The organism is Mesorhizobium sp. WSM4306 (assembly GCF_007003975.1).
GTDB lineage: Bacteria > Pseudomonadota > Alphaproteobacteria > Rhizobiales > Rhizobiaceae > Mesorhizobium.
Genome location: NZ_VFTC01000009.1, coordinates 1 through 19,159 on the forward strand (window position 1 = coordinate 1; position 19,159 = coordinate 19,159).

The window sequence follows — 19,159 nt, forward strand, 5'->3', positions numbered from 1 at the left end:
CATGCAAAACTGTTCGCGATGTCCTCGCACACCTGTTCGCGATGTCCTCGGTCCAAACACCCTTGTGGGAGAAGGTGTCGCCGAAGGCGACGGATGAGGGGTGCTCCAGGGAACACCAACGTCTCACTCCGCTGGAGCACCCCTCATCCGTCTCGGCGCTGCGCGCCGATCCACCTTCCCCCACAAGGGGGGAAGGAGAGCAGAGCAGCGCAATTGACTCCTGACGCAAACCGCGTAAAAGCCGGCATCGAACGGGATCATTTTCGATGCGCGGCCTTCTGATGGCGCTTCTTGCATTCGACTTCCCCGGCCACAATCATCTGGCCGGGCGCGTTCGCGCGTCTTACCGTTCAACCAAAACCATGGCCAAAACCACCACCAAAACGGTGTGATTCCCTTGGCCTAACCACCCTCTCCCGGGTTCGGCCCGGGGGACGGAACCCGCATTGGCCGGCGGGTTTTCTCCAAAAACCAGGCGGAGAGGGACAGGAGATTTCGAATGAGTTTCAAGGTTGCGGTAGTCGGCGCCACGGGCAATGTGGGCCGCGAAATGCTCAACATACTGGAAGAGCGCGGCTTTCCGGTAAGCGAAGTGGTGGCGCTGGCGTCGCGGCGCAGCCAGGGCACGGAAGTGTCGTTCGGCGACCGTACGCTGAAGGTCAAGTCGCTCGAACAGTATGATTTTTCCGACACCGACATCTGCATCATGTCGGCCGGCGGCAACGTCTCCAAGGAATGGTCGCCGAAGATCGGCAAGCAGGGCTGCGTCGTCATCGATAATTCGTCGGCCTTCCGCTACGACCAGGACGTGCCGCTGATCGTGCCGGAAGTGAACCCGGATGCGATCTCGCTGTTTTCGCGCAAGAACATCATCGCCAACCCGAATTGCTCGACGGCGCAGCTGGTCGTGGCGCTGAAGCCGCTGCACGATGTCGCCACCATCAAGCGCGTCGTCGTCGCGACCTACCAGTCGGTGTCGGGCGCCGGCAAGGAAGGCATGGACGAGCTGTTCACGCAGACCCGCGCGGTCTTCGTCGCCGACCAGGTCGATGTCAAGAAGTTCACCAAGCGCATCGCCTTCAACGTCATTCCGCATATCGACGTCTTCCTCGACGACGGTTTCACCAAGGAAGAGTGGAAGATGGTCGCCGAGACCAAGAAGATGCTCGACCCCAGGATCAAGCTGACGGCGACCTGCGTGCGCGTGCCGGTGTTCATCGGTCATTCGGAAGCGGTCAACATCGAGTTCGAAAAGCCGATCACCGCTGACGAGGCGCGCGACATCCTGCGCGAGGCGCCCGGCTGCCAGGTCTTGGACAAGCGCGAGGACGGCGGCTACATCACGCCGCTGGAATCGGCCGGCGAAGACGCCACCTTCATCTCGCGCATCCGCGAGGACTCGACCATAGACAACGGCCTGTCGATGTGGATTGTCTCGGACAATCTGCGCAAGGGCGCGGCGCTCAACGCGGTGCAGATCGCCGAGCTTCTGGTCGAGCGCGGCCTGATCCAGCCGAAGAAGAAGGCGGCTTAGGTTTATCGCTCACGGGCCGTATCGCCGCTGCCGCGGCGGGCCCGCCGCGGGGGCGCCGGAAAGCCGGCGGCCCGCAGTCGCGGGCTCGGCCTCCGGCCGGGGCACTTCTTCCTTCCCCCTTGTGGGGAAGGTGGATCCGGCGCGTAGCGCCGAGACGGATGAGGGGTGCTCCAGCGGAGTGAGACGTTGGCGTTGTCTTCATGACCAGCACTCAGCCCATAGATATCACCCTGCGCCCGGCCGCCGCTTCCGACGCCGCAGCCATCGCCAAGCTCATGCGCGCAGCGCTCGGCTCGTTCAACTGGATGCCGGTCGTCCACACGCCAGCCGAGGACCTTGCTTTCATCCGCGACATCGTGCTGCCCCGGCAGCAAGTGACCGTCGCCGAGGCAGGCTGCAACATTGTCGGTTTCATTGCCGTCAGCGGCGATTGGGTGGAGCAGCTTTATCTCGACCCGGCCTGGACGGGCCAAGGCATCGGCAGTCGGCTGTTGACGCAAGCGACCGCCGCGCTGCCCGTGGTGAAGCTACACTGCTTCCAGTCCAACACCGGCGCCCGGCGCTTCTACGAGCGTCACGGCTTTCGCGCCGAGGCATTCGGCGACGGCACGACCAACGAAGAAGGCCTGCCGGACATTTTTTACGTGCGCCGAGCCTGATAGCTCAGCCGGCACTGTCCCTGGCCAATTGACGTAACAACTCCATCGCTTCCTCGGCCCGATCGGCGGGCACGAACAGATGGTCGTGATAAAAGGCCGAGACCGGATTGACGCCCATGCCGGCGGCGGCCAGCCTTGCGGTGATGGCGGCGAGGAAGCCGACCGCTTCCAGTGATGAGTGAATGTTGAGCGTAATCATCCGGCTGCGGAATGTGCCGGTGAGGCCGGCTGCATTCGCCCCGTCCTCAAGCAGGATCAGTGTCATTCCCTCGCGCTCGCGAAACTGCATGACAGGCACAAGTTCGTCGGGCATCGGGACGCTAGGCGCCAGAGTGACGAAGACATAAATGCTGGGCAGCAGTTCCGGCGTCATCGCCGCCAGCAGTTTGTTCAGATCGGTCTCGCCGGTCATTCCTGACTCCCGTCTAGTCCGCACCGGTTCACGCTCGGCGACCTCGGGTTGGAGGGACAGCACCCCCCTCTGCCCTGCCGGGCATCTCCCCCGCAAGGGGGGAGATTACGTGCTCAGCCGCTTTAGCCAATCTCAAATCTTGCAGGAATGGACGCAGCGTTGAAGCTGCCGATCTCCCCCTTGCGGGGGAGATGTCCGGCAGGACAGAGGGGGTGGGAAGGATCGCTGCGGAAACGAGATCATGCTGTCCTCTTGGCCAAAAAGAATCCGGACCCTGTAGGATCGCAGCCCTACAGCCCGTCCTTGGTCCGAAGCTGGCAAACAGCCAGTGCCATCTGGAGGGAATACAATGACCAACTCCGAAACCACGTCTGTCTCGTCGGCCACCCCTTGGACCGGCCGTGTGCTCAGCGGCCTGATTATACTGTTCATGATCTTCGACGGCGTCATCAAGCTGCCGCCGCTTGATGTCGTCACCCAGACCATGGTGCCGCTCGGCTGGCCGGCCGATGTCAATGTCGCGCGCCTGCTCGGCGTCATCGGCCTGATTTCGACGGCGCTCTATGCGCTGCCGCGCACTTCGATGCTCGGCGCCATTCTGCTCACCGGCTACCTCGGCGGCGCCATCGCCACCAATATGCGCGTCGGCAGCCCGTTGTTCTCGCACACGCTGTTCGGCGTCTATCTCGGCATCATCCTGTGGGGCGGCCTGTATCTGCGCGACCCACGCGTTCGTGCCCTGATCCCGTTCAGCCGCTAAGCACGAAGGAGAGAAAAAGATGCTCAGCACCATCCTCATCACCTTGATGATCATCATCGCCGCCGTCCTCATTTATGCCGCGACGCGGCCGAATGATTTCGTCACCGCCCGCACAGCCAGCATCAAGGCCGCGCCGGAAGCGATCTTTCCGTTGATCAACGATTTCAAGCGCTGGCCGGAATGGTCGCCCTACGAAAAGCTCGACCCGGAGATGAAGCGCACGCTGTCGGGCACTGATGCCGGCAAGGGCGCGGCCTATGCCTGGGAGGGCAATGCCAAGGCCGGCAAGGGGCGCATGGAGATCGTCAATTCCGTGCCATCCTCGCTGGTGTCGCTCAAGCTCGACTTCGAGAAGCCGTTCCGGGCCAACAACAGCGTCGACTTCACCCTGAAGCCGTCCGGTGACACCACCGCCGTGACCTGGGCGATGCGCGGCAGCCGGCCCTTCATTGCCAAGCTGATGGGCCTGTTCATGAATTTCGACAAGCTGATCGGCAAGGATTTCGAGGCGGGCCTCGCCAATCTGAAAAGGGCGACCGAACGGTAAAAAAGTCTGGAATTTCAACAGGGCTCTGCGGCGATCGACACGAATGCGCCCGGCGCGGACATCGCGATCTCCCACGTCTTCGGGATCAAATTAGCTGTCTGAGAGTTAAAACCATGGCGGCGAGGACGGCGATCCGCGTGAGAGAGGAACGACAATGAAAAAAGCGATTATCATTCTGGTGCTGGCGACCGCGCTCGGCGCGTGCTCGCAAACCGAAAAGGGTGCCGCGGTCGGCGGCCTCGGCGGCGCAGCGGTTGGCGCAGCGGTGGCAAATGATCCCGTGGAAGGGGCCGTCGTTGGCGGCGCGGTTGGCGCCGTCGCAGGAGCACTGATCGGCCGGGCCAACGAACCGGACCGTTGCCGCTATCGGGATCGCTATGGGCGTGTCTATATCGCCCGCTGCCCGGATGGCTATTGAGCGGACGTCAACGAAAAACGGCGGGCCTAGGCCCGCCGTTTTCTTAAAGCGATAAAGCGAACGCTTACTCGGCGGTGGCGGCTTCCGCCTCGGCCGGGGCCGCGGCAGCCGCGGCAACGGCTGCAGCTGCGTCTTCCTGGGCCTTCTTCAGCAGGGCGGCGCGTTCCTGCGCCTTCTTGCCCGGCTCGGCCTTCTTCGGGTTGGAGCGGGCTTCGCGCTTGAGCAGGCCGGCCTCATCGAGGAAGCGCAGCACACGGTCGGTCGGCTGGGCGCCGTGCGACAGCCAATGCTTGACGCGGTCGGCGTCGACCTTGACGCGCTCGCCATCCTTCGGCAGCAGCGGGTTCCACGAGCCGATCGACTCGATGAACCGGCCGTCGCGCGGCGAACGGGCGTCGGCGATGACGACGTGGTAGTAAGGACGCTTCTTCGAGCCCGCACGGGCCAGTCTGATCTTCAGTGCCATTTCATTTCTCCTAAAAGCTCTGATTTCAATGATAGGGTATGGCTAATAGTTAGCCGGCTTTGCTTGCGCCGTTGGACGCGGCGATCTGCTCGTGATGGCGGATCACTTCGCGGACGACGAAGTTGAGGAATTTTTCCGCGAAATCGGGGTCGAGATGGGCATCCTTCGCCAGCTGGCGAAGGCGGGTGATCTGCTGCTGCTCGCGCGCCGGGTCCGCCGGCGGCAGGCCATGCTCGGCCTTCAGAACGCCGACCGCCTTGGTGCAGCGGAAGCGCTCGGCCAGCATGTGGATGAGGGCGGCATCGATGTTGTCGATCGAAGCGCGATAGCCGGCCAAGATGATGCGGGCGTCGGCCATGTCCTTTTCTTCGTTCATAGCGTCCTCACTTCTTCTTGCCGAGGCCGGGCAGTCCGCCGCCGCCGAGGCCGGGAAGCCCCGGAAGTTTCATGCCACCAGGCAGGCCGGGCAGGCCACCGCCGCCGGGAAGACCACCGGGCAGGCCCTTCATGCCGCCAAGGCCGGCGGCCTGCGCCTGCTTCTCCAAGGCTTCGAGCTGCTTGGGGTCCATCTTGGAGAGGTCCGGCATGCCGCCGCCCATCATACCCCCGGGGCCACCAGGCATCATGCCGCCGAGGCCCATCTTGGAGGCCAGGCCGCCCATCATGCCGCGCATCAGGCCGCCGCCTTTGCCCTTGCCGCCCATCGCCTTCATCATGTCGGCCATGCCGCGATGCATTTTCAGCAGCTTGTTGATCTCGGCCGCGTCGGTGCCGGAGCCGGCGGCAATGCGCTTCTTGCGCGAATGTTTCAAAATATCGGGATTGGCGCGCTCGGCCTTGGTCATCGACGAGATGATGGCGAGTTGGCGGCCGAACATCTTGTCGTCGAGGCCGGCGGCGGCCATCTGGTCCTTCATCTTGCCCATGCCGGGCATCATGCCCATGATGCCGCCCATGCCGCCCATTTTCGACATTTGCTGAAGCTGGCCGGCAAGATCGTTCAAATCGAACTTGCCCGACTGCATCTTCCTGGCCATCGCCGCCGCCTGCTCGGCGTCGATGTTTTCGGCGGCCTTTTCGACCAGGCTGACGATATCGCCCATGCCGAGGATGCGGTCGGCGATGCGCTTGGGATGGAATTCCTCCAGCCCGTCCATCTTTTCGCCGGTGCCGATCAGCTTGATCGGCTTGCCGGTGACGGCGCGCATCGAAAGGGCGGCACCGCCACGACCGTCACCATCCATGCGGGTCAGCACCAGGCCGGTTATGCCGACGCGTTCGTCGAAGCTCTTGGCCAGGTTGACGGCGTCCTGGCCGGTCAGCGAATCCGCGACCAGCAGGATCTCGTGCGGGCTCGACACCTTCTTGATGTCGGCCATCTCGACCATCAACGGCTCGTCGATATGGGTGCGGCCGGCAGTGTCGAGGATGACCACGTCATGGCCGCCGAGCTTGGCCGCCTGCACCGCGCGACGCGCAATCTCGACCGGATTCTGGCCTGATATGACCGGCAGCGTCGCCGCCTTGACCTGCTCGCCGAGCTGGCGAAGCTGCTCTTGCGCGGCGGGACGCCGCGTGTCGAGCGAGGCCATCAGGACCTTCTTGTTCTGGCGCTCGGTCAGCCGCTTGGCGATCTTGGCCGAGGTCGTCGTCTTGCCGGAGCCCTGCAGGCCGACCATCATGATGACGACCGGGGCGGGCGCGTTGAGGTCGACGGCGACGCCCTCGGCACCCAGCATGTCGACCAGCTCGTCATGGACGATCTTGACGACCATCTGTCCGGGCTTGATCGACTTGACGACCGCGGCGCCGACGGCCTTCTCACGCACCTTGTCGGTGAAGGAACGCACCACTTCCAGGGCTACGTCCGCCTCGAGCAGCGCACGGCGCACCTCGCGCAGCGCCGCCGAGACATCCGCCTCCGACAGCGCGCCGCGGCCGGTCAGGCCGTTCAGGATGGAGCCAAGGCGCTCCTGAAGTGATTCAAACATCTGTCGTCCTTCGATCTCGGTTCGGGGTTCGATCCGAGAGGTAATGCGTTCGCGCCAAGTGTCCAAACAAAAGAGCTTGTCCAAACAAAAGCCCGGGCAAGCGCAAAGCCAAAAAGCACCCGGGGGCGCTCAGCGCTGCCGGGTGTTGGCCTCCAGGATCTGTTTACAGCACCCACCTCACGGAGGTTTTGGCGTCCTGGTCGGCTTGCTCGGAGGAGTACTCGTCGCGGAATTCGGGGCTGTAGACAGGAAATCGGCCGAAGAGTCAAGACTTGGGCGGCTTGCCGGCCTCTCCGCCCGATCCTGGCTCAGTTCAGGTTCGCCGTGACCTTCAGCGGCGAGCGTGGGTGCAAAAGCAGCAGGATCGTCAGCAAGGTGCAGACGATGCCGATCGCGGCGATGATGACCGCATCCATCGTCGTCCAGTCCGGGCCTTCCAGCGGCTTGGCGTTGAACAGGGCGAAGGAATTGTAGCTCTGCTGGTGCGAGATCAGCAGGAAACCGGTGAGATTGTTGCCGAGATGGGCACCGAAGGTGGCGCCGAGATTGCCGGTGACATAGACCAGCAGCGTTAGCAGAAAGGCGAAGGCGGCGATCGAGGCCAGCACGCAGGCGTTGATGGCGAGGCTCGAATCCGGGCTCCAATGCAAGGAGGTGAAGAGCAAGGCGGGCAGCAGCGCCCAAACGTACGGGCTCTCGAAGCGCCTGGCCAGGCCGCGCAGCAGATAGCCGCGAAACAGCATCTCCTCGGACGAAGTCTGCAGCAGCGTCAGCGCCACGATCGGGAGCAGGAACAGCAGCCAGGTCGACAGGCTGATCGCGCCGCGTGCGATCTCGGGCTGCAGGCAATAGAGCAGGACTTCGGAGAGCGCCGAGGTGATCAGCACCGCGATCAGGCCCTTGATGAAGCCCGGCAAGGAGACGCGGCGGCTGGCGCCAAAAAGCGCGGTCAGTGGCTCGCCATGGACGAAACGCATGGCAAGCCACAGGCCGAGCCAGATGCCGGCGAACGAGGTGAGCGCGGTGAGTATCCCGATGGGCGAGGCCAGAAAGCCCTGTAGCGGCCCGCGCGGATCGCCCGGCAATACATGCCAGATGATGGCGAGATAGGTGCCGCCAAGCACCACCACCAAAGTGATCGCCACCCAGAACAGGACGACGATGGCCGTTCCGATTGTCAGGCGCGGCAGGTTGGTCTTTTCGGTGGCGGTGTTGCGATAGCGCTCGAAGGCGGTTGGATCTGATATCACGCGAATTCCTCTGCCGAACGCATCGGGTCGCATGATCTAGGGGATCGGCGTCTTGCGCGCAATCGCTCCCGCATTCCTGCCGACAGGACGATATACGAAACATTTATGGGACCGGCGACAGCCGCTATTGCCGACGCGATCTGCCGTTCGCAAGCCGCCTCACCTGAAATATCCGCGCATCCAGGGTCAGCGTTTGCAGGTCACCGGCGTCTTCCCACCCTTCATCACCAGCGCCTCGCGTCCGTCGATCACGATTGCGTCATGGGCCGCGCCATACCGGCTGTTCTGGTTGGCGGGGGCGGCCGGCAGATCCTCGGCAGTGCCGTCGGGGCTGAGCACGTGCAGCGATGTGCCGAGATTATCGATGGTGATCCTGCCGCCACCGGCGCAATTGTAGGTCGCGGTGCGCGGTTGCGGCGCGGCCGTTTCGACAGCGATGGGGGCGGCAGTCACAGGTGCGCCGGGGGCCATCGTGACGGCGGGAGCGGCAGCGCTTGCGGCCTTCGGCGCGTTGTTTTGCGGCACGCAGGCAGCTGTGCTCAGCAAGGCAACAAGCGCAAGCGTTATCCGATAGGCCCGGCGTAACGCCATATGGTTGTCCTCCGCGCGGCAAACTAGCCGCGATGCTGCGCCAGGATCAAGCTCACCGGGCGTCGTTCCAATTTCCGGTCGATGGTGCGGTCAAGCATGGCCGAAAGATGGCCGGCGGGTTTTCCATCCCGTCGGATATTAACCATGTTTGACGAGAGATGGCCGTTGGATGCACCTGCCCTCTTAACAAAGGTTAATAAAAGGTTAATTTCGGATTCGAACGGGTCCAAAGCAGAGAGGACACCATGCTTTCGAATTCAGGAAGAACGCGCCTTGCGGCGCTTGTGCTGGCGACAGCCAGTCTCGGCTTCGCTGCCCCGGCAATGGCCTGGTCGCGTCATCATGACCGCGTCTATGCTGATTCCTTCGGCAATCTCGTCATCGACAGCGCCGCCGGCTACAAGCGCATCATCGTCGGCGAGGGCAGACTGGCCAAGAAATTGTCCGACTACACCGGCGCCGGCCAGCCGGAAGCAGAACCGGAAGTCCTTTATGAAGATGAGGCAGACCACGTCTCCAGACGTGGCTGCTACCAGCCGCCGGTGTTCGTGAAGGGCCGCTCCTATATGTACGGCCTCTCCGACGGCGAGATGCCCAACCTCAGCCCTTGCCGCTAGGGCATGATCCCGAAAAGTGGCAACCGGTTTTCGGAAAAGATCATGCTTCAACAAAGAGCTAGATCAGTATGGCGATTCAACGAAACGTCATACTAATCTAGACCAATCGGTATGGTCGGCCTTTGTGGCCGGCTGCCGTACGATGGTTAGCCCGGTCGAGACGCGGACGCAGTTGCGGCCTGAGCCCTTGGCCTGATAGAGCGCATCGTCGGCGCGCCGCAAAAGGTCGGAGAAATATTCCCCCGCATGAAGTTCGGCGACGCCGAAGCTGGCGCTGCAGCGGTGGTCGGCCGGCAGGCCCTCGATCGGCAAGGCGCCGAAGGCACTGCGCGTGCCCTCGGCAAACAACCTTGCAGCGGCAAGGTTGGTGCCCGGCAGGATGATGGCGAACTCCTCGCCGCCGATGCGGCCGGCGACTTGATGGTCGGCAGCAGCATCGCGCAGGAATCCCGCAAAGGTCTCGATGACGCGGTCGCCGAAGGCATGGCCAAAACTGTCGTTGATGCCCTTGAAATGATCGAGGTCGGCAATGACCAGGGCCACCGGAACACCCTGGCGCACGGCGTCGCGCAGCGCCAGCTTGGCATGGCGCTCGAAGCCGCCGCGGTTGAGCAGCTGCGAGAGCATGTCGGTTTCCGATCTTGACGTCGCCTCTGCCAGCACGTCGCGAACCAGCACGGCCAATATCAAAAGCGCGAGCGCCAGCGCGAACACGGTCCCCAGCGACTGCGAGACCAAGGCGTAGCTGCTCTGCAGATAGGACTGCGGGTTGGCGCCCCAGCCGCCCAGAGCCCCCGCAATGAATGGCTTTGAGGCGAACTGCACCGCACTGGCCGCCAGAACGATCATCAAAATAGTGTCGAGCCACCCGCGCCTTTGCCTGGACGACCAGACGATGGCCAACCCGGTGAATTGCATGGCGGCATAGGGAAGCTGGTAGGCCATCATGCGGACAAGCGATTGCCGCGGCAGGTCCTGCACGAAATAGACGGCGACAGTGACGACGACCAGGAAGACCAGCATTGCCGCCCAAGGCGGCGTCACACCGTATTTGCGGGCGAGCCCGCCATTGAAAGCAATGGTGGCGCCGAGGAAAACAGCAAAGGCGGCCACAACTGGTGGCCGCGCATTGGCGAAGGCCGGGATGCTGATCTCGATGACACAATAGACTATGCCCAGGACATAGCCGAACGCCAGCCAGCGCGCCGCCGCACGTCCGACGCCGTAAACGGCGATCGTCATGAACGCCGCGGCCAGCAGGGCGGCAACGCACATGTTGATGACCAGAATGACGTCTGCGCTGCTCATGGCCCCCTTCGCGCTCTGACCAACAGCAAACCATCGACGGGCGAAAAAGACGTTAACGCCAGGTGCATGGAAGCGACGCGTCCCATTTGGACGCGCAAGCGATACTTATCAGCCGAGACTGCCGGTATCGGGAATGAACACCGTTTCGGCCCGCTCATAGGACAGTCGAACGCTGTCGCGGCCGTTCTTCTTGGCCTTGTAGAGCGCCTCGTCGGCGCGCCGCATCAGCGGCTCCAGCCCTTCGTCGCCGGTGCGCGCCGCGACGCCGAAGCTCGCGGTCACCCTGGTGCCCGGCGGCAACCCGTCGACGCTGCCCGCCGAATAGTGCGTGCGTACGGCCTCGGCAAACAGCCGCGCCGTGGCAAGATCGCTCAACGACAAAAGCACGGCGAACTCCTCGCCGCCGATGCGCCCGGCAACGGCGCGCGCGCCGGCGGCGGCACGAAGCTTGGCGGCGAAGTCGGCGATCACCTGGTCGCCCGCGGCGTGTCCGTACCGGTCGTTAAGCGCCTTGAAGTGATCGAGATCGGCCAGCACCAGCGCGACCGGCATCTTGGCGGCGGCACAGTGTTGCAACACCAGCAAGGCGCGCTCTTCAAAGCCCCTGCGATTGAACAGGCCGGACAGCGGGTCGGTATGCGTCTCGGTCTTCAGCGCCTTCATCACATCGAGTGCAGCGGCCGAGAACAGGCAGAGGGCGATCAGCAGCGACAGCAACGCGTGCGTCAGCAGCGCCGTCGTCCAGTAGGACGAGCCGTAGAACCCGTCATAGCTGGTGAAAGGCCCGTGCGAGATGACAACGAGCAACGTCCGGCCGATGAAGTTCAGCCCCGACAGCAACGACAGCACGAACAGGATCTTTTCGGTCGGACCGTTGTTGCGCACGGCGCGCAGCTCGGCGGCCACCAGCAGGCTGAGGCCGCCAAAACCGAAATTGATGGCCAGGATGCGCCAGGTGAGGTCCGGCTGGACGAACAGGTACCAGCAGAATGCGGCCAGCCCGCCGCCGGCCAGAATGCCGACCGCGACATAGGGGACGCGCCTGCCGTAGCGCGAGATGACCGCGCCGACGAGGCAGCAGGCGGCGAAGGTGAAACAGAGGTTGGAGGCCAGCTTGGTCAGCACCATGCCGACGGGCAGGGTAAAATACTGCAGCAGGAAGCCGGGCGCGGACACGCAATAGCTTACGCCGAGCACCGCCAGATAAGGCCGGTGGCGCTGATAGAACCACAGCACGAGGAACGCCGCGCCGAGCGCCAGCGCGATCGTCGGATTGAGCAGCGCAATGAACAGGCCGGTGTCCAAAGGACGGTGACTTCCCCGCTTGACGTCAGGGAAGACCTTAGAGCGCAAGCCCCAACAAGCGGTTAAGCCAGAGCGAATATGCGGAGCAGAGCGGATGAAAAAGACCCCGGAACCGCGATGCGATCCGGGGCCTGATATGGATTATGAACTGCGCGCCGGGAACTATTTCCAGTCGCGGATGTCGACGAAATGCCCGGCGATCGCCGCCGCCGCCGCCATTGCCGGCGACACCAGATGGGTGCGGCCCTTGAAGCCTTGCCGACCCTCGAAATTGCGGTTCGAGGTCGAGGCACAGCGCTCATGCGGCTTCAGCCGGTCGTCGTTCATGGCGAGACACATCGAGCAGCCCGGCTCGCGCCAGTCGAAGCCGGCGGCGATGAAGATCTTGTCGAGGCCTTCGGCTTCCGCCTGTTCCTTGACCAGGCCGGAGCCCGGCACGATCATCGCATCGACATGCGCGCTCACGGTCTTGCCTTCGACCACCTTGGCCACCGCGCGCAGATCCTCGATGCGGCCATTGGTGCAGGAGCCGATGAAGACGCGGTCGAGCGAAATGTCGGTGATCTTCGTTCCCGGCGTCAGGCCCATATAGTCGAGCGCGCGGATCTTAGACGTGCGCTTGTTCTCGTCGGTGATCTCTTCCGGATTGGGAACGACCCCCTGCACAGAAACCACGTCCTCGGGCGAGGAACCCCAGGAGACGATCGGCGGCAGCTTGGCAGCGTCGAGCACGATCACCTTGTCGAAATGCGCGCCCTCGTCGGACTGCAGCGTCTTCCAGTATTCGAGCGCCGCATCCCACGCAGCGCCTTTCGGCGCGCGCGGCTTGTCCTTGACATAGGCGAAGGTGGTTTCGTCGGCAGCGATCAGGCCGGCGCGCGCGCCGCCTTCGATCGACATGTTGCAGATCGTCATGCGGCCTTCCATCGACAGCGCGCGGATCGCCTCGCCGGCATATTCGATGACATAGCCGGTGCCGCCGGCGGTGCCGATCTCGCCGATGATGGCCAGGATGATGTCCTTGGCGGTAACGCCTTCCGGAAGCTGGCCGTCGACACGCACCAGCATGTTCTTGGCCTTGCGCTGGATCAGCGTCTGCGTTGCCAGCACATGCTCGACTTCCGACGTGCCGATGCCATGCGCCAGCGCGCCGAAGGCGCCATGCGTGGAGGTGTGGCTGTCGCCGCAGACGATGGTCATGCCCGGCAGCGTAAAGCCCTGCTCCGGCCCGATGATGTGGACAATGCCCTGGCGGATATCGTTTTCGGAATAATACTCGACGCCGAAATCCTTGGCATTCTTGGCCAGCGCCTCGACCTGGATGCGGCTTTCCTCGTTCTTGATGCCGAACTTGCGCTCGGGCGAGGTCGACACATTGTGGTCGACCACGGCCAGTGTCTTTTCGGGATGCCGGACTTTGCGGCCGCTCATGCGCAAGCCTTCGAAGGCCTGCGGGCTGGTCACTTCATGGACGAGGTGGCGGTCGATGTAGAGCAGGCAGGTGCCGTCGTCCTGGCGGTCGACGACATGGTCGTCGAATATCTTGTCGTAGAGGGTGCGCGGTGCGCTCATGTGCGTAAATCCGTCGATTTGAAATAGGAGAAGGGCAGACGCGCCGGAGGCTTTCGGCCCGGCGAAAGCGGCCTAGCTAAGTCGGCTGGTGAGCGCGCCGGAAACGCGCGCGGAGAAGCGCGACGGCAGGCGTTTTCTGTCCTGCAGCACGAAACCCTTATAGGCCGGATCGCCAAAAAGCTCTTCCATGGCGTGGCTCATACCAATGTTTTGGCTTTTCGGCAATTGCGGCGTGTCTTCGCGGAACCTGATTCCCTCGCTCACGAAATGGGGAGATTACTGTCTGTCCTTCTTGAATTCGAACAGCTCAATGACGTTGCCCGATGGATCTTCAAGCAGGATAGCCCGGCCCGCACCGCCATCGCTGATGTTCCCTCGGAACGTCACGCCGGCCGCGCGCAGCCGGTTTATCAGGTCATCCAACCCCTTGGTTACGACCATGAATCTGTTCCACCCGCCTGGCTTCGGATTACCTCCGGCCTGACCACCGCTTCCCGCGCCTGGAGCGCTGAGATACAGGGTCAGGTCGTCGCGAAGCAGCGCTGCGAACTTGCCAGGATTGTGCATTTCGACCTTGAATTCGAGATTGCCCCGGTAAAATTCTACCGCCTTGTCTATGTCGGCAACGATATAACGAACGGACGCCATTCAAACCTCCTCTTACGAGGAATTACTGGGTGCCGCGCGATAGCCGCTTTCGCCGGGCGCAGCCCACGCTTTCGGAACGCACTGACTTGTACATAGTTCCGACCAATGGCGCTTGGATGCCGAAGACCAGCCATCACTGCGCTACAGGATTTCGAACACAAAAGTCTTCACCAACGCATTCGGCTCGGCGATGGCGTAGCAGCGAAACCACGGACTTTGCTCGACCGGCCGCCATTTTCTCGCCTGCTCCAATTCGTCGAACACGGCCTGAAACCCGCCGCTCTCGAAAACCTGGTCGCGCACGGTGAAGATTGCGTGGCCGCCCTTTTTCGTGATGCGGACAAGTTCGTGCAGGCCGGAGGCCGGCGCATGGCTGATGGTGAACACGCCAGTCGAGAAGAAAGCTCTGAAATGCCCGTCCGGCCATGGCAGCGGGCCGCCGAGCATGGCCTGTTTCAGATCGCCATAGGCATTACGGCTGCCGGCGATCTTCAGCATGTCGTCGGAGAGGTCGAGCCCGGCAATGTCGTGATAGCCCAGCGCCTTGAGCGACGGGCCCGACAGGCCGGTGCCGCAGCCGGCATCGAGAAGCGGTCCTTCGCCTGCCGGCACATGGCGCGCCACCCAGGCGGTGATCAGGAACGGCAGCAAATAGCCGAGCGAAGCGGTCTCGCTGTCATAGGTCGCGGCCCAGTCGGCATAGGCTTGCGCCAGCGTTTCCGGCGTGTCGGCCGAATAGACGGAGTCCAGCGCCGCATTGGCCTTGTCGACATTCATCGCCTGCATCCTCCCGACACGACCTGTTCTTGCGATCGTAGCCGCGTCCGCGCCGGACTTCTATTCCTCCTGCGCCCGCCGCAGTCGCTGCTCCAGAGCCCGCAGCGCCAGCGACAGGCCGACGGTGAGGATCAGGTAGATATAGGCGACGATCGAATAGGTCTCGAAGAAGCGGAACGAGCCTGCGGCGTAGATCTTGCCCATCTGGGTGATGTCGGCGACACCCAGCACCGAGACCAGCGAGGAATCCTTGACCATGGCGACGAAATCGTTGCCGAGCGTCGGCAGGATGGTGCGGATCGCCTGCGGAAACACGATCAGCCGGAAGCGCTGCGCGCGCGTCAGCCCGAGCGCCTTGGCGGCCTCGATCTGGCCTCTCTCGACCGATTGAATGCCGGCGCGAAAGACCTCGGAGATGAAGGCCGAATAGCCGATGGTCAGCGCCATGATAGCGCGCCACAACAGTGAGACATCGCGCACCAAAAGCTCGCCCATCAGGCCGGCGTTCTGCAGCGGCGCGGTCAGAGCGTTCCAGGCCGCGACGACGGCCGGCGCGCCGGCGAAGGCGATCCAGAACAACAGCACCAGGATCGGCACGCCGCGGATGATCTCGACATAGAACCGGGCGATCTGCCTGAGCCAACGCGACCCCGACAGCCCCATCAGCGCAATGCCGAGGCCAATGGCCGAGGCGAGCGCAAAGGCGACCACGGTGACGAAGACGGTGATGCCGATGCCCTTGGCGACGGTGGCGAACACCTGGGCGTAGAGCTCGCTGGCGGCAATGCATAGCGCAGCCACGACAGCGAGAGCGATCGCAGCGGCAAGCCACCAGGGGAAGTCGGATTTTGTGGCGGAAGCTGGGGGCATCAATTCCCAACGCCGGTGAACAGCTGCCTTCGCAAAACCTGCTGATCTCCCCCCTTGCGGGGGAGATGTCCGGCAGGACAGAGGGGGGTGCTGTCCCTCCAGCCTGTCAACCGATCATGGTCACAGCCTCTGTCTTTCGCTTCGGAGGCGCTTGGAACCGAAACGTTGCGATCCTGCACACCCCCCTCTGCCCTGCCGGGCATCTCCCCCGCAAGGGGGGAGATTGGCAGCTTTGCCGGCCGTAGCGACAACGGCGCCTACTGCCCCATCTTGTAGTCAAGAAACCACTTCTTGTTCAGCGCTTCCAGCGTGCCGTCGGCCTTGAGCGCGGCGATCGCGGCGTTGACCGGTTTCACCAGGTCCGAGCCCTTCGGGAAGATGAAGCCGAAATCCTCGGTGCCGAGCGGGCCACCGATCAGCTTGAGCTTGCCTTCGGAGGCCTCGACATAGCCCTTGCCCGCGGTGCCGTCGGTCAGCACGACATCGACGTCGCCGGACTTCAGTGCCTGCACGGTGGCGCCGAAGGTCTCGAACAGTTTTATGCGCGGGTTCTGCTCATTGCCGTCGAGCACGCTGTAGACGGCGGTGTAGAAAGGCGTGGTGCCTGCCTGGGCGCCGATCAGCCCATCCTTGAAGGCGCCGAACGTCTTGGCGTCGGTGAAGCGGCTTTCATCGCCGCGCACCAGCATGAACTGCTCGGACCGCATATAGGGGTCGGAGAAATCGACCTTCTCCTTGCGGTCGTCCTTGATGGTGATGCCGGTCATGCCGATGTTGTACTGGTTGTCGGAAACCGCCTGGATCATCGCATCCCAGGAGGTGTTCTGGTACTCGACCTTGAAATTCAGCCGCTTGGCGATCTCGTCCATCGCGTCATATTCCCAGCCGATCTGCTTGCCGGTCTTGGCGTCGATGAACTGCAGCGGCGGATAGGCGTTTTCCGTCACCACCACCACCTTCTTGCCGCCGAGATCGGGCAACGCATCGGCCGCCCATGCAGCGACGGGCGCGAGGAAACAGGCCGCGAGGGCGGCCAGCAGCAGCTTCGATTTGGTCATGACACACTCCAGGATGAGAAGCCCGCTCGCAGCCGGGCTCACATGAAAATCCAGGCGCGACTTTAGCCGTCCGCAGCCGGCTTGCAAGCCGGTCCGGTGCTCAGCGGCCGGTGAAAGAGGATTCCAATGCCTTCAAGCGGCGCGGTTTTAGAACGCTTCGCGATCGGCTTTTCTTCCGTGACCCGCTATGGCTAACCAGGCCGCTCCCGGACAGAAGGGAAACCGTCAAATGACCGGTCAGGGTGTTGACGTTGCGTCACGCAACTTGGCGACAAACCCGGTCAAGGTCCGATGCAGCGATCTCAGCTCTTCGACTTCCAGCGGCATGGCGCAGGCAAGGCCTGCGGATACATCCTTGATACGGGCGCGCAGCGCCTGACCCTTGGCAGTCGGTTCGACCAGCACGCGGCGCTCATCGGCCGGATCGCGCCGGCGGGTGACCAGACCACCCGCTTCCATCCGCTTGAGCAGCGGCGTCAGCGTCGCAGAATCCAGCCCCAGCGCCTCGCCGAGCTCGCCAACCGTGCTCGGCGCATGCTGCCACAGCGCCAGCATCGCCAGATATTGCGGATAGGTCAGGCCGAGCGGGTCGAGCAGCGGCCGGTAGAGCTTGGTCATCAGCCCGCTCGCCGAATAGAGCGCGAAGCAGAGCTGCTGGTCGAGGCGCGGAACGGCAATCGTCCCAGCGGTGTCAGCCGGGACTTCTGCGACTCTCGTTTCGATCTTGGTCGTCATGCTGCCTTTGCCGGAAGCGCCACAGTCGAAAGCGCCACCTCGATATTGCCCTTGATCGCATTGGAATACGGGCAAATCTGATGTGCCGCCGATACAAGCGCTTCCGCCGCCGCCTGATCAAGGCCTTTCGTCTCCGCGGCGAGCGCGACACCGAGTTTGAAACCCTCGCCATTGGGAAGCAGGCTGACGGTGGAGGTCACCGACGCATCGGTCAGCGGCAGCTTCTGCTTGCGCGCAACGAAGCGGATGGCGCTTTCGAAGCAGGCGGCATAGCCGACCGCGAACAACTGCTCGGGATTGGTGGCGCCACCCTGCCCGCCGAGTTCCCTGGGCAGAGCGAGGTCGACCCTGAGCAGGCCGTCGCTGGTTTCGCCACGACCGGCGCGGCCGCCGGTGACGTGAGCCTGCGTGGTGTAGAGTGCTGACATTTCGCTTCTCCAGTTATCTTGTACACGATTATCTAGTACACAATGTAATTGAGCGTCAAGTGTCTTGCCGTTGTGTTTTCGTGGTCTTCGAATGCCGGGCACGAGCCCCGGACTTCGTCATCCCAGGGTTGAGCAGTCGCGAAGCGACGTCGCGGAAACCCTAGGATCCATGCCGTGACGGTCGACACGAGCACAGCGGTTCAGAGTTGCGTTCACCAGGGCCGGTTTTGCGCCGCAGCGGCGCTCAGAAGTCCCGGCATGGATCCTCGGGTCTGCGCCGCGTCGCTGCGCTCCTTGCTTCGCCCGTGGATGACGATGCACTGATGTTTCGGCCAATCGCCAAGGCGGCTGAAAAACACAGCCGAATGCCTCTGTCGTTCGCCAAAACAAAAAAGGCGGCCGAAGCCGCCTTTCAAAATCCTTGGTCGAGATCTTACTCGGCCGGGGTCGCTTCCGCGGCGGCCTTGGCTGCGGCCTCAGCTTCGTCGGCGGCCTTCTTCTCGGCAGCTTCCTTGGCGGCCGTCTCGGCGGCCAGCGCCTGGGCGGCGGCGACCTTCTCGGCCTCGATGCGGGCCTTCTCGGCGTTCAGCGCGTCGCGCTCCTCATCGTTCAGCTTGCGGGCGCGCACGCCGGTGTTTTCCGAAATACGGGCCGATTTGCCGCGACGGTCGCGCAGATAATAGAGCTTGGCGCGGCGCACCTTGCCGCGGCGCACGATCTCGACGCCTTCGACCATCGGCGAGAAGACCGGGAAAACGCGCTCGACGCCTTCGCCGTAGGAGATCTTGCGGACGGTGAAGTTTTCCTGGAAGCCGGCGCCGGAGCGGGCGATGACGACGCCCTCATAGGCCTGGACGCGGGTGCGGGTGCCTTCGGTCACGCGGACCTGGACGCGCACGGTGTCGCCGGGCTGGAATTCGGGAAGCTTGCGCTTGGCTTCGATCTTGGCGGCCTGTTCGGCCTCGAGCTGACGGATGATATCCATCTCAATAGTCCACTTCTTGTTCTTCCGACAGTCAGAGCGTCCGACACTCGCCTTGCAGTTCCATTGACCGCTCGGCTATGCCCTTTGTCTCCGAGACATCTGTCTTCTGGACATCGGGCAGGGGCGACTACACCGTCATTGTTGACGGGTCTGGGAGATTTTCTCGCCAGTACGGGCGGGCACATACAGCTATTTCACTCACTTGTCACGCCTTGGCCCTGTCTTTTT

Annotated in this window: 23 protein-coding genes; 7 read left to right on the forward strand and 16 right to left on the reverse strand. The window is 63.2% G+C overall.

Annotated features, from left to right (window positions below; all coding sequences use genetic code 11):
- Nucleotides 1-266 precede the first annotated feature (266 nt).
- The 3 genes from FJV77_RS33265 to FJV77_RS12775 all read left to right on the forward strand — a co-directional run bounded on the left by FJV77_RS33265 (nucleotide 267) and on the right by FJV77_RS12775 (nucleotide 2,193).
- The gene (locus tag FJV77_RS33265; RefSeq protein ID WP_280951246.1) at nucleotides 267-392 is read left to right on the forward strand and encodes a hypothetical protein; all 126 of its coding nucleotides are present in this window, start codon (nucleotides 267-269) and stop codon (nucleotides 390-392) included.
- A 107-nt stretch (nucleotides 393-499) separates the two neighbouring features.
- Entirely contained in the window at nucleotides 500-1,534 is a 1,035-nt protein-coding gene (locus FJV77_RS12770) for an aspartate-semialdehyde dehydrogenase (RefSeq protein WP_142867162.1), read from the forward strand.
- 200 nt (nucleotides 1,535-1,734) lie between these two features.
- Nucleotides 1,735-2,193 (forward strand): GNAT family N-acetyltransferase, encoded by a 459-nt coding sequence (locus FJV77_RS12775; RefSeq protein WP_142867163.1) that lies wholly within the window; start codon nucleotides 1,735-1,737, stop codon nucleotides 2,191-2,193.
- 4 nt (nucleotides 2,194-2,197) lie between these two features.
- Here FJV77_RS12775 and FJV77_RS12780 read toward each other — a convergent pair whose 3' ends face one another.
- Complete coding sequence (locus FJV77_RS12780; protein ID WP_142867164.1) at nucleotides 2,198-2,605, reverse strand: ACT domain-containing protein; 408 nt, start codon at nucleotides 2,603-2,605, stop codon at nucleotides 2,198-2,200.
- Between the two features lie 349 nt (nucleotides 2,606-2,954).
- Here FJV77_RS12780 and FJV77_RS12790 point away from each other — a divergent pair, with 349 nt between their 5' ends.
- The 3 genes from FJV77_RS12790 to FJV77_RS12800 all read left to right on the forward strand — a co-directional run bounded on the left by FJV77_RS12790 (nucleotide 2,955) and on the right by FJV77_RS12800 (nucleotide 4,330).
- Nucleotides 2,955-3,365: a DoxX family protein gene (locus FJV77_RS12790; protein ID WP_142867165.1), complete on the forward strand. Its 411-nt coding sequence runs from the start codon at nucleotides 2,955-2,957 to the stop codon at nucleotides 3,363-3,365.
- Nucleotides 3,366-3,384: 19 nt separating this feature from the next.
- Nucleotides 3,385-3,912 (forward strand): SRPBCC family protein, encoded by a 528-nt coding sequence (locus tag FJV77_RS12795; RefSeq protein WP_142867166.1) that lies wholly within the window; start codon nucleotides 3,385-3,387, stop codon nucleotides 3,910-3,912.
- Nucleotides 3,913-4,066: 154 nt separating this feature from the next.
- A complete protein-coding gene (locus FJV77_RS12800) occupies nucleotides 4,067-4,330 on the forward strand; it encodes a glycine zipper domain-containing protein (protein WP_142867167.1) in 264 nt (87 codons plus the stop codon).
- Nucleotides 4,331-4,394: 64 nt separating this feature from the next.
- Here the strand turns inward: FJV77_RS12800 and rpsP are convergent, their stop codons facing one another.
- The 5 genes from rpsP to FJV77_RS12830 form a co-directional block, all read right to left on the reverse strand.
- Complete coding sequence (rpsP, locus tag FJV77_RS12805; RefSeq protein WP_112560130.1) at nucleotides 4,395-4,796, reverse strand: 30S ribosomal protein S16; 402 nt, start codon at nucleotides 4,794-4,796, stop codon at nucleotides 4,395-4,397.
- Nucleotides 4,797-4,845: 49 nt separating this feature from the next.
- Nucleotides 4,846-5,172 carry a chorismate mutase gene (locus FJV77_RS12810; RefSeq protein WP_112560129.1) on the reverse strand — a complete coding sequence of 109 codons (327 nt, stop codon included), beginning with the start codon at nucleotides 5,170-5,172 and terminating at the stop codon, nucleotides 4,846-4,848.
- Between the two features lie 7 nt (nucleotides 5,173-5,179).
- On the reverse strand, nucleotides 5,180-6,787 hold the full coding sequence (gene ffh / locus FJV77_RS12815; protein ID WP_142867168.1) for a signal recognition particle protein: 1,608 nt from the start codon (nucleotides 6,785-6,787) through the stop codon (nucleotides 5,180-5,182).
- Nucleotides 6,788-7,095: 308 nt separating this feature from the next.
- A complete protein-coding gene (locus FJV77_RS12825) occupies nucleotides 7,096-8,037 on the reverse strand; it encodes a type II CAAX endopeptidase family protein (RefSeq protein WP_142867170.1) in 942 nt (313 codons plus the stop codon).
- Between the two features lie 186 nt (nucleotides 8,038-8,223).
- On the reverse strand, nucleotides 8,224-8,628 hold the full coding sequence (locus FJV77_RS12830; RefSeq protein WP_142867171.1) for a hypothetical protein: 405 nt from the start codon (nucleotides 8,626-8,628) through the stop codon (nucleotides 8,224-8,226).
- A 245-nt stretch (nucleotides 8,629-8,873) separates the two neighbouring features.
- On the opposite strand from FJV77_RS12830, the gene FJV77_RS12835 reads away from it, so the two are divergent.
- Nucleotides 8,874-9,245, forward strand: coding sequence for a hypothetical protein (locus tag FJV77_RS12835; RefSeq protein WP_142867172.1), 372 nt, complete (start codon nucleotides 8,874-8,876; stop codon nucleotides 9,243-9,245).
- 87 nt (nucleotides 9,246-9,332) lie between these two features.
- Here FJV77_RS12835 and FJV77_RS12840 read toward each other — a convergent pair whose 3' ends face one another.
- The 10 genes from FJV77_RS12840 to rplS all read right to left on the reverse strand — a co-directional run bounded on the left by FJV77_RS12840 (nucleotide 9,333) and on the right by rplS (nucleotide 18,931).
- On the reverse strand, nucleotides 9,333-10,553 hold the full coding sequence (locus tag FJV77_RS12840; protein WP_142867173.1) for a GGDEF domain-containing protein: 1,221 nt from the start codon (nucleotides 10,551-10,553) through the stop codon (nucleotides 9,333-9,335).
- A 108-nt stretch (nucleotides 10,554-10,661) separates the two neighbouring features.
- The gene (locus FJV77_RS12845; protein ID WP_142867174.1) at nucleotides 10,662-11,858 is read right to left on the reverse strand and encodes a GGDEF domain-containing protein; all 1,197 of its coding nucleotides are present in this window, start codon (nucleotides 11,856-11,858) and stop codon (nucleotides 10,662-10,664) included.
- Between the two features lie 162 nt (nucleotides 11,859-12,020).
- The gene (gene leuC / locus FJV77_RS12850) at nucleotides 12,021-13,430 is read right to left on the reverse strand and encodes a 3-isopropylmalate dehydratase large subunit (RefSeq protein WP_142867175.1); all 1,410 of its coding nucleotides are present in this window, start codon (nucleotides 13,428-13,430) and stop codon (nucleotides 12,021-12,023) included.
- Nucleotides 13,431-13,706: 276 nt separating this feature from the next.
- A complete protein-coding gene (locus FJV77_RS12860; RefSeq protein ID WP_142867176.1) occupies nucleotides 13,707-14,078 on the reverse strand; it encodes a VOC family protein in 372 nt (123 codons plus the stop codon).
- 141 nt (nucleotides 14,079-14,219) lie between these two features.
- Nucleotides 14,220-14,855, reverse strand: a complete 636-nt coding sequence (locus tag FJV77_RS12865) for a class I SAM-dependent methyltransferase (RefSeq protein WP_142867177.1) — start codon at nucleotides 14,853-14,855, stop codon at nucleotides 14,220-14,222.
- Nucleotides 14,856-14,915: 60 nt separating this feature from the next.
- Nucleotides 14,916-15,725, reverse strand: a complete 810-nt coding sequence (locus FJV77_RS12870; RefSeq protein WP_142867178.1) for an amino acid ABC transporter permease — start codon at nucleotides 15,723-15,725, stop codon at nucleotides 14,916-14,918.
- A gap of 257 nt (nucleotides 15,726-15,982) precedes the next feature.
- The gene (locus tag FJV77_RS12880) at nucleotides 15,983-16,783 is read right to left on the reverse strand and encodes a transporter substrate-binding domain-containing protein (RefSeq protein WP_142867180.1); all 801 of its coding nucleotides are present in this window, start codon (nucleotides 16,781-16,783) and stop codon (nucleotides 15,983-15,985) included.
- A 237-nt stretch (nucleotides 16,784-17,020) separates the two neighbouring features.
- Entirely contained in the window at nucleotides 17,021-17,518 is a 498-nt protein-coding gene (locus tag FJV77_RS12885) for a MarR family transcriptional regulator (RefSeq protein ID WP_142867181.1), read from the reverse strand.
- Entirely contained in the window at nucleotides 17,515-17,946 is a 432-nt protein-coding gene (locus FJV77_RS12890; protein WP_142867182.1) for an organic hydroperoxide resistance protein, read from the reverse strand. Before FJV77_RS12890 ends, FJV77_RS12885 begins: the two co-directional genes overlap by 4 nt.
- Before the next feature lie 433 nt (nucleotides 17,947-18,379).
- Nucleotides 18,380-18,931: a 50S ribosomal protein L19 gene (rplS, locus tag FJV77_RS12895; protein WP_142867183.1), complete on the reverse strand. Its 552-nt coding sequence runs from the start codon at nucleotides 18,929-18,931 to the stop codon at nucleotides 18,380-18,382.
- Nucleotides 18,932-19,159: the final 228 nt, after the last annotated feature.

What these genes read in the sequence shown, in the direction of transcription:
- rplS (WP_142867183.1), bottom strand. Translation starts at nt 18,931, where the DNA reads ATGGATATCATCCGTCAGCTCGAGGCCGAACAGGCCGCCAAGATCGAA.
- FJV77_RS12810 (WP_112560129.1), bottom strand. Translation starts at nt 5,172, where the DNA reads ATGAACGAAGAAAAGGACATGGCCGACGCCCGCATCATCTTGGCCGGC.
- FJV77_RS12870 (WP_142867178.1), bottom strand. Translation starts at nt 15,725, where the DNA reads ATGCCCCCAGCTTCCGCCACAAAATCCGACTTCCCCTGGTGGCTTGCC.
- FJV77_RS33265 (WP_280951246.1), top strand. Translation starts at nt 267, where the DNA reads ATGCGCGGCCTTCTGATGGCGCTTCTTGCATTCGACTTCCCCGGCCAC.
- FJV77_RS12885 (WP_142867181.1), bottom strand. Translation starts at nt 17,518, where the DNA reads ATGACGACCAAGATCGAAACGAGAGTCGCAGAAGTCCCGGCTGACACC.
- rpsP (WP_112560130.1), bottom strand. Translation starts at nt 4,796, where the DNA reads ATGGCACTGAAGATCAGACTGGCCCGTGCGGGCTCGAAGAAGCGTCCT.
- leuC (WP_142867175.1), bottom strand. Translation starts at nt 13,430, where the DNA reads ATGAGCGCACCGCGCACCCTCTACGACAAGATATTCGACGACCATGTC.
- ffh (WP_142867168.1), bottom strand. Translation starts at nt 6,787, where the DNA reads ATGTTTGAATCACTTCAGGAGCGCCTTGGCTCCATCCTGAACGGCCTG.
- FJV77_RS12890 (WP_142867182.1), bottom strand. Translation starts at nt 17,946, where the DNA reads ATGTCAGCACTCTACACCACGCAGGCTCACGTCACCGGCGGCCGCGCC.
- FJV77_RS12880 (WP_142867180.1), bottom strand. Translation starts at nt 16,783, where the DNA reads ATGACCAAATCGAAGCTGCTGCTGGCCGCCCTCGCGGCCTGTTTCCTC.
- FJV77_RS12795 (WP_142867166.1), top strand. Translation starts at nt 3,385, where the DNA reads ATGCTCAGCACCATCCTCATCACCTTGATGATCATCATCGCCGCCGTC.
- FJV77_RS12860 (WP_142867176.1), bottom strand. Translation starts at nt 14,078, where the DNA reads ATGGCGTCCGTTCGTTATATCGTTGCCGACATAGACAAGGCGGTAGAA.
- FJV77_RS12770 (WP_142867162.1), top strand. Translation starts at nt 500, where the DNA reads ATGAGTTTCAAGGTTGCGGTAGTCGGCGCCACGGGCAATGTGGGCCGC.
- FJV77_RS12835 (WP_142867172.1), top strand. Translation starts at nt 8,874, where the DNA reads ATGCTTTCGAATTCAGGAAGAACGCGCCTTGCGGCGCTTGTGCTGGCG.
- FJV77_RS12865 (WP_142867177.1), bottom strand. Translation starts at nt 14,855, where the DNA reads ATGAATGTCGACAAGGCCAATGCGGCGCTGGACTCCGTCTATTCGGCC.
- FJV77_RS12840 (WP_142867173.1), bottom strand. Translation starts at nt 10,553, where the DNA reads ATGAGCAGCGCAGACGTCATTCTGGTCATCAACATGTGCGTTGCCGCC.
- FJV77_RS12780 (WP_142867164.1), bottom strand. Translation starts at nt 2,605, where the DNA reads ATGACCGGCGAGACCGATCTGAACAAACTGCTGGCGGCGATGACGCCG.
- FJV77_RS12775 (WP_142867163.1), top strand. Translation starts at nt 1,735, where the DNA reads ATGACCAGCACTCAGCCCATAGATATCACCCTGCGCCCGGCCGCCGCT.
- FJV77_RS12790 (WP_142867165.1), top strand. Translation starts at nt 2,955, where the DNA reads ATGACCAACTCCGAAACCACGTCTGTCTCGTCGGCCACCCCTTGGACC.
- FJV77_RS12800 (WP_142867167.1), top strand. Translation starts at nt 4,067, where the DNA reads ATGAAAAAAGCGATTATCATTCTGGTGCTGGCGACCGCGCTCGGCGCG.
- FJV77_RS12830 (WP_142867171.1), bottom strand. Translation starts at nt 8,628, where the DNA reads ATGGCGTTACGCCGGGCCTATCGGATAACGCTTGCGCTTGTTGCCTTG.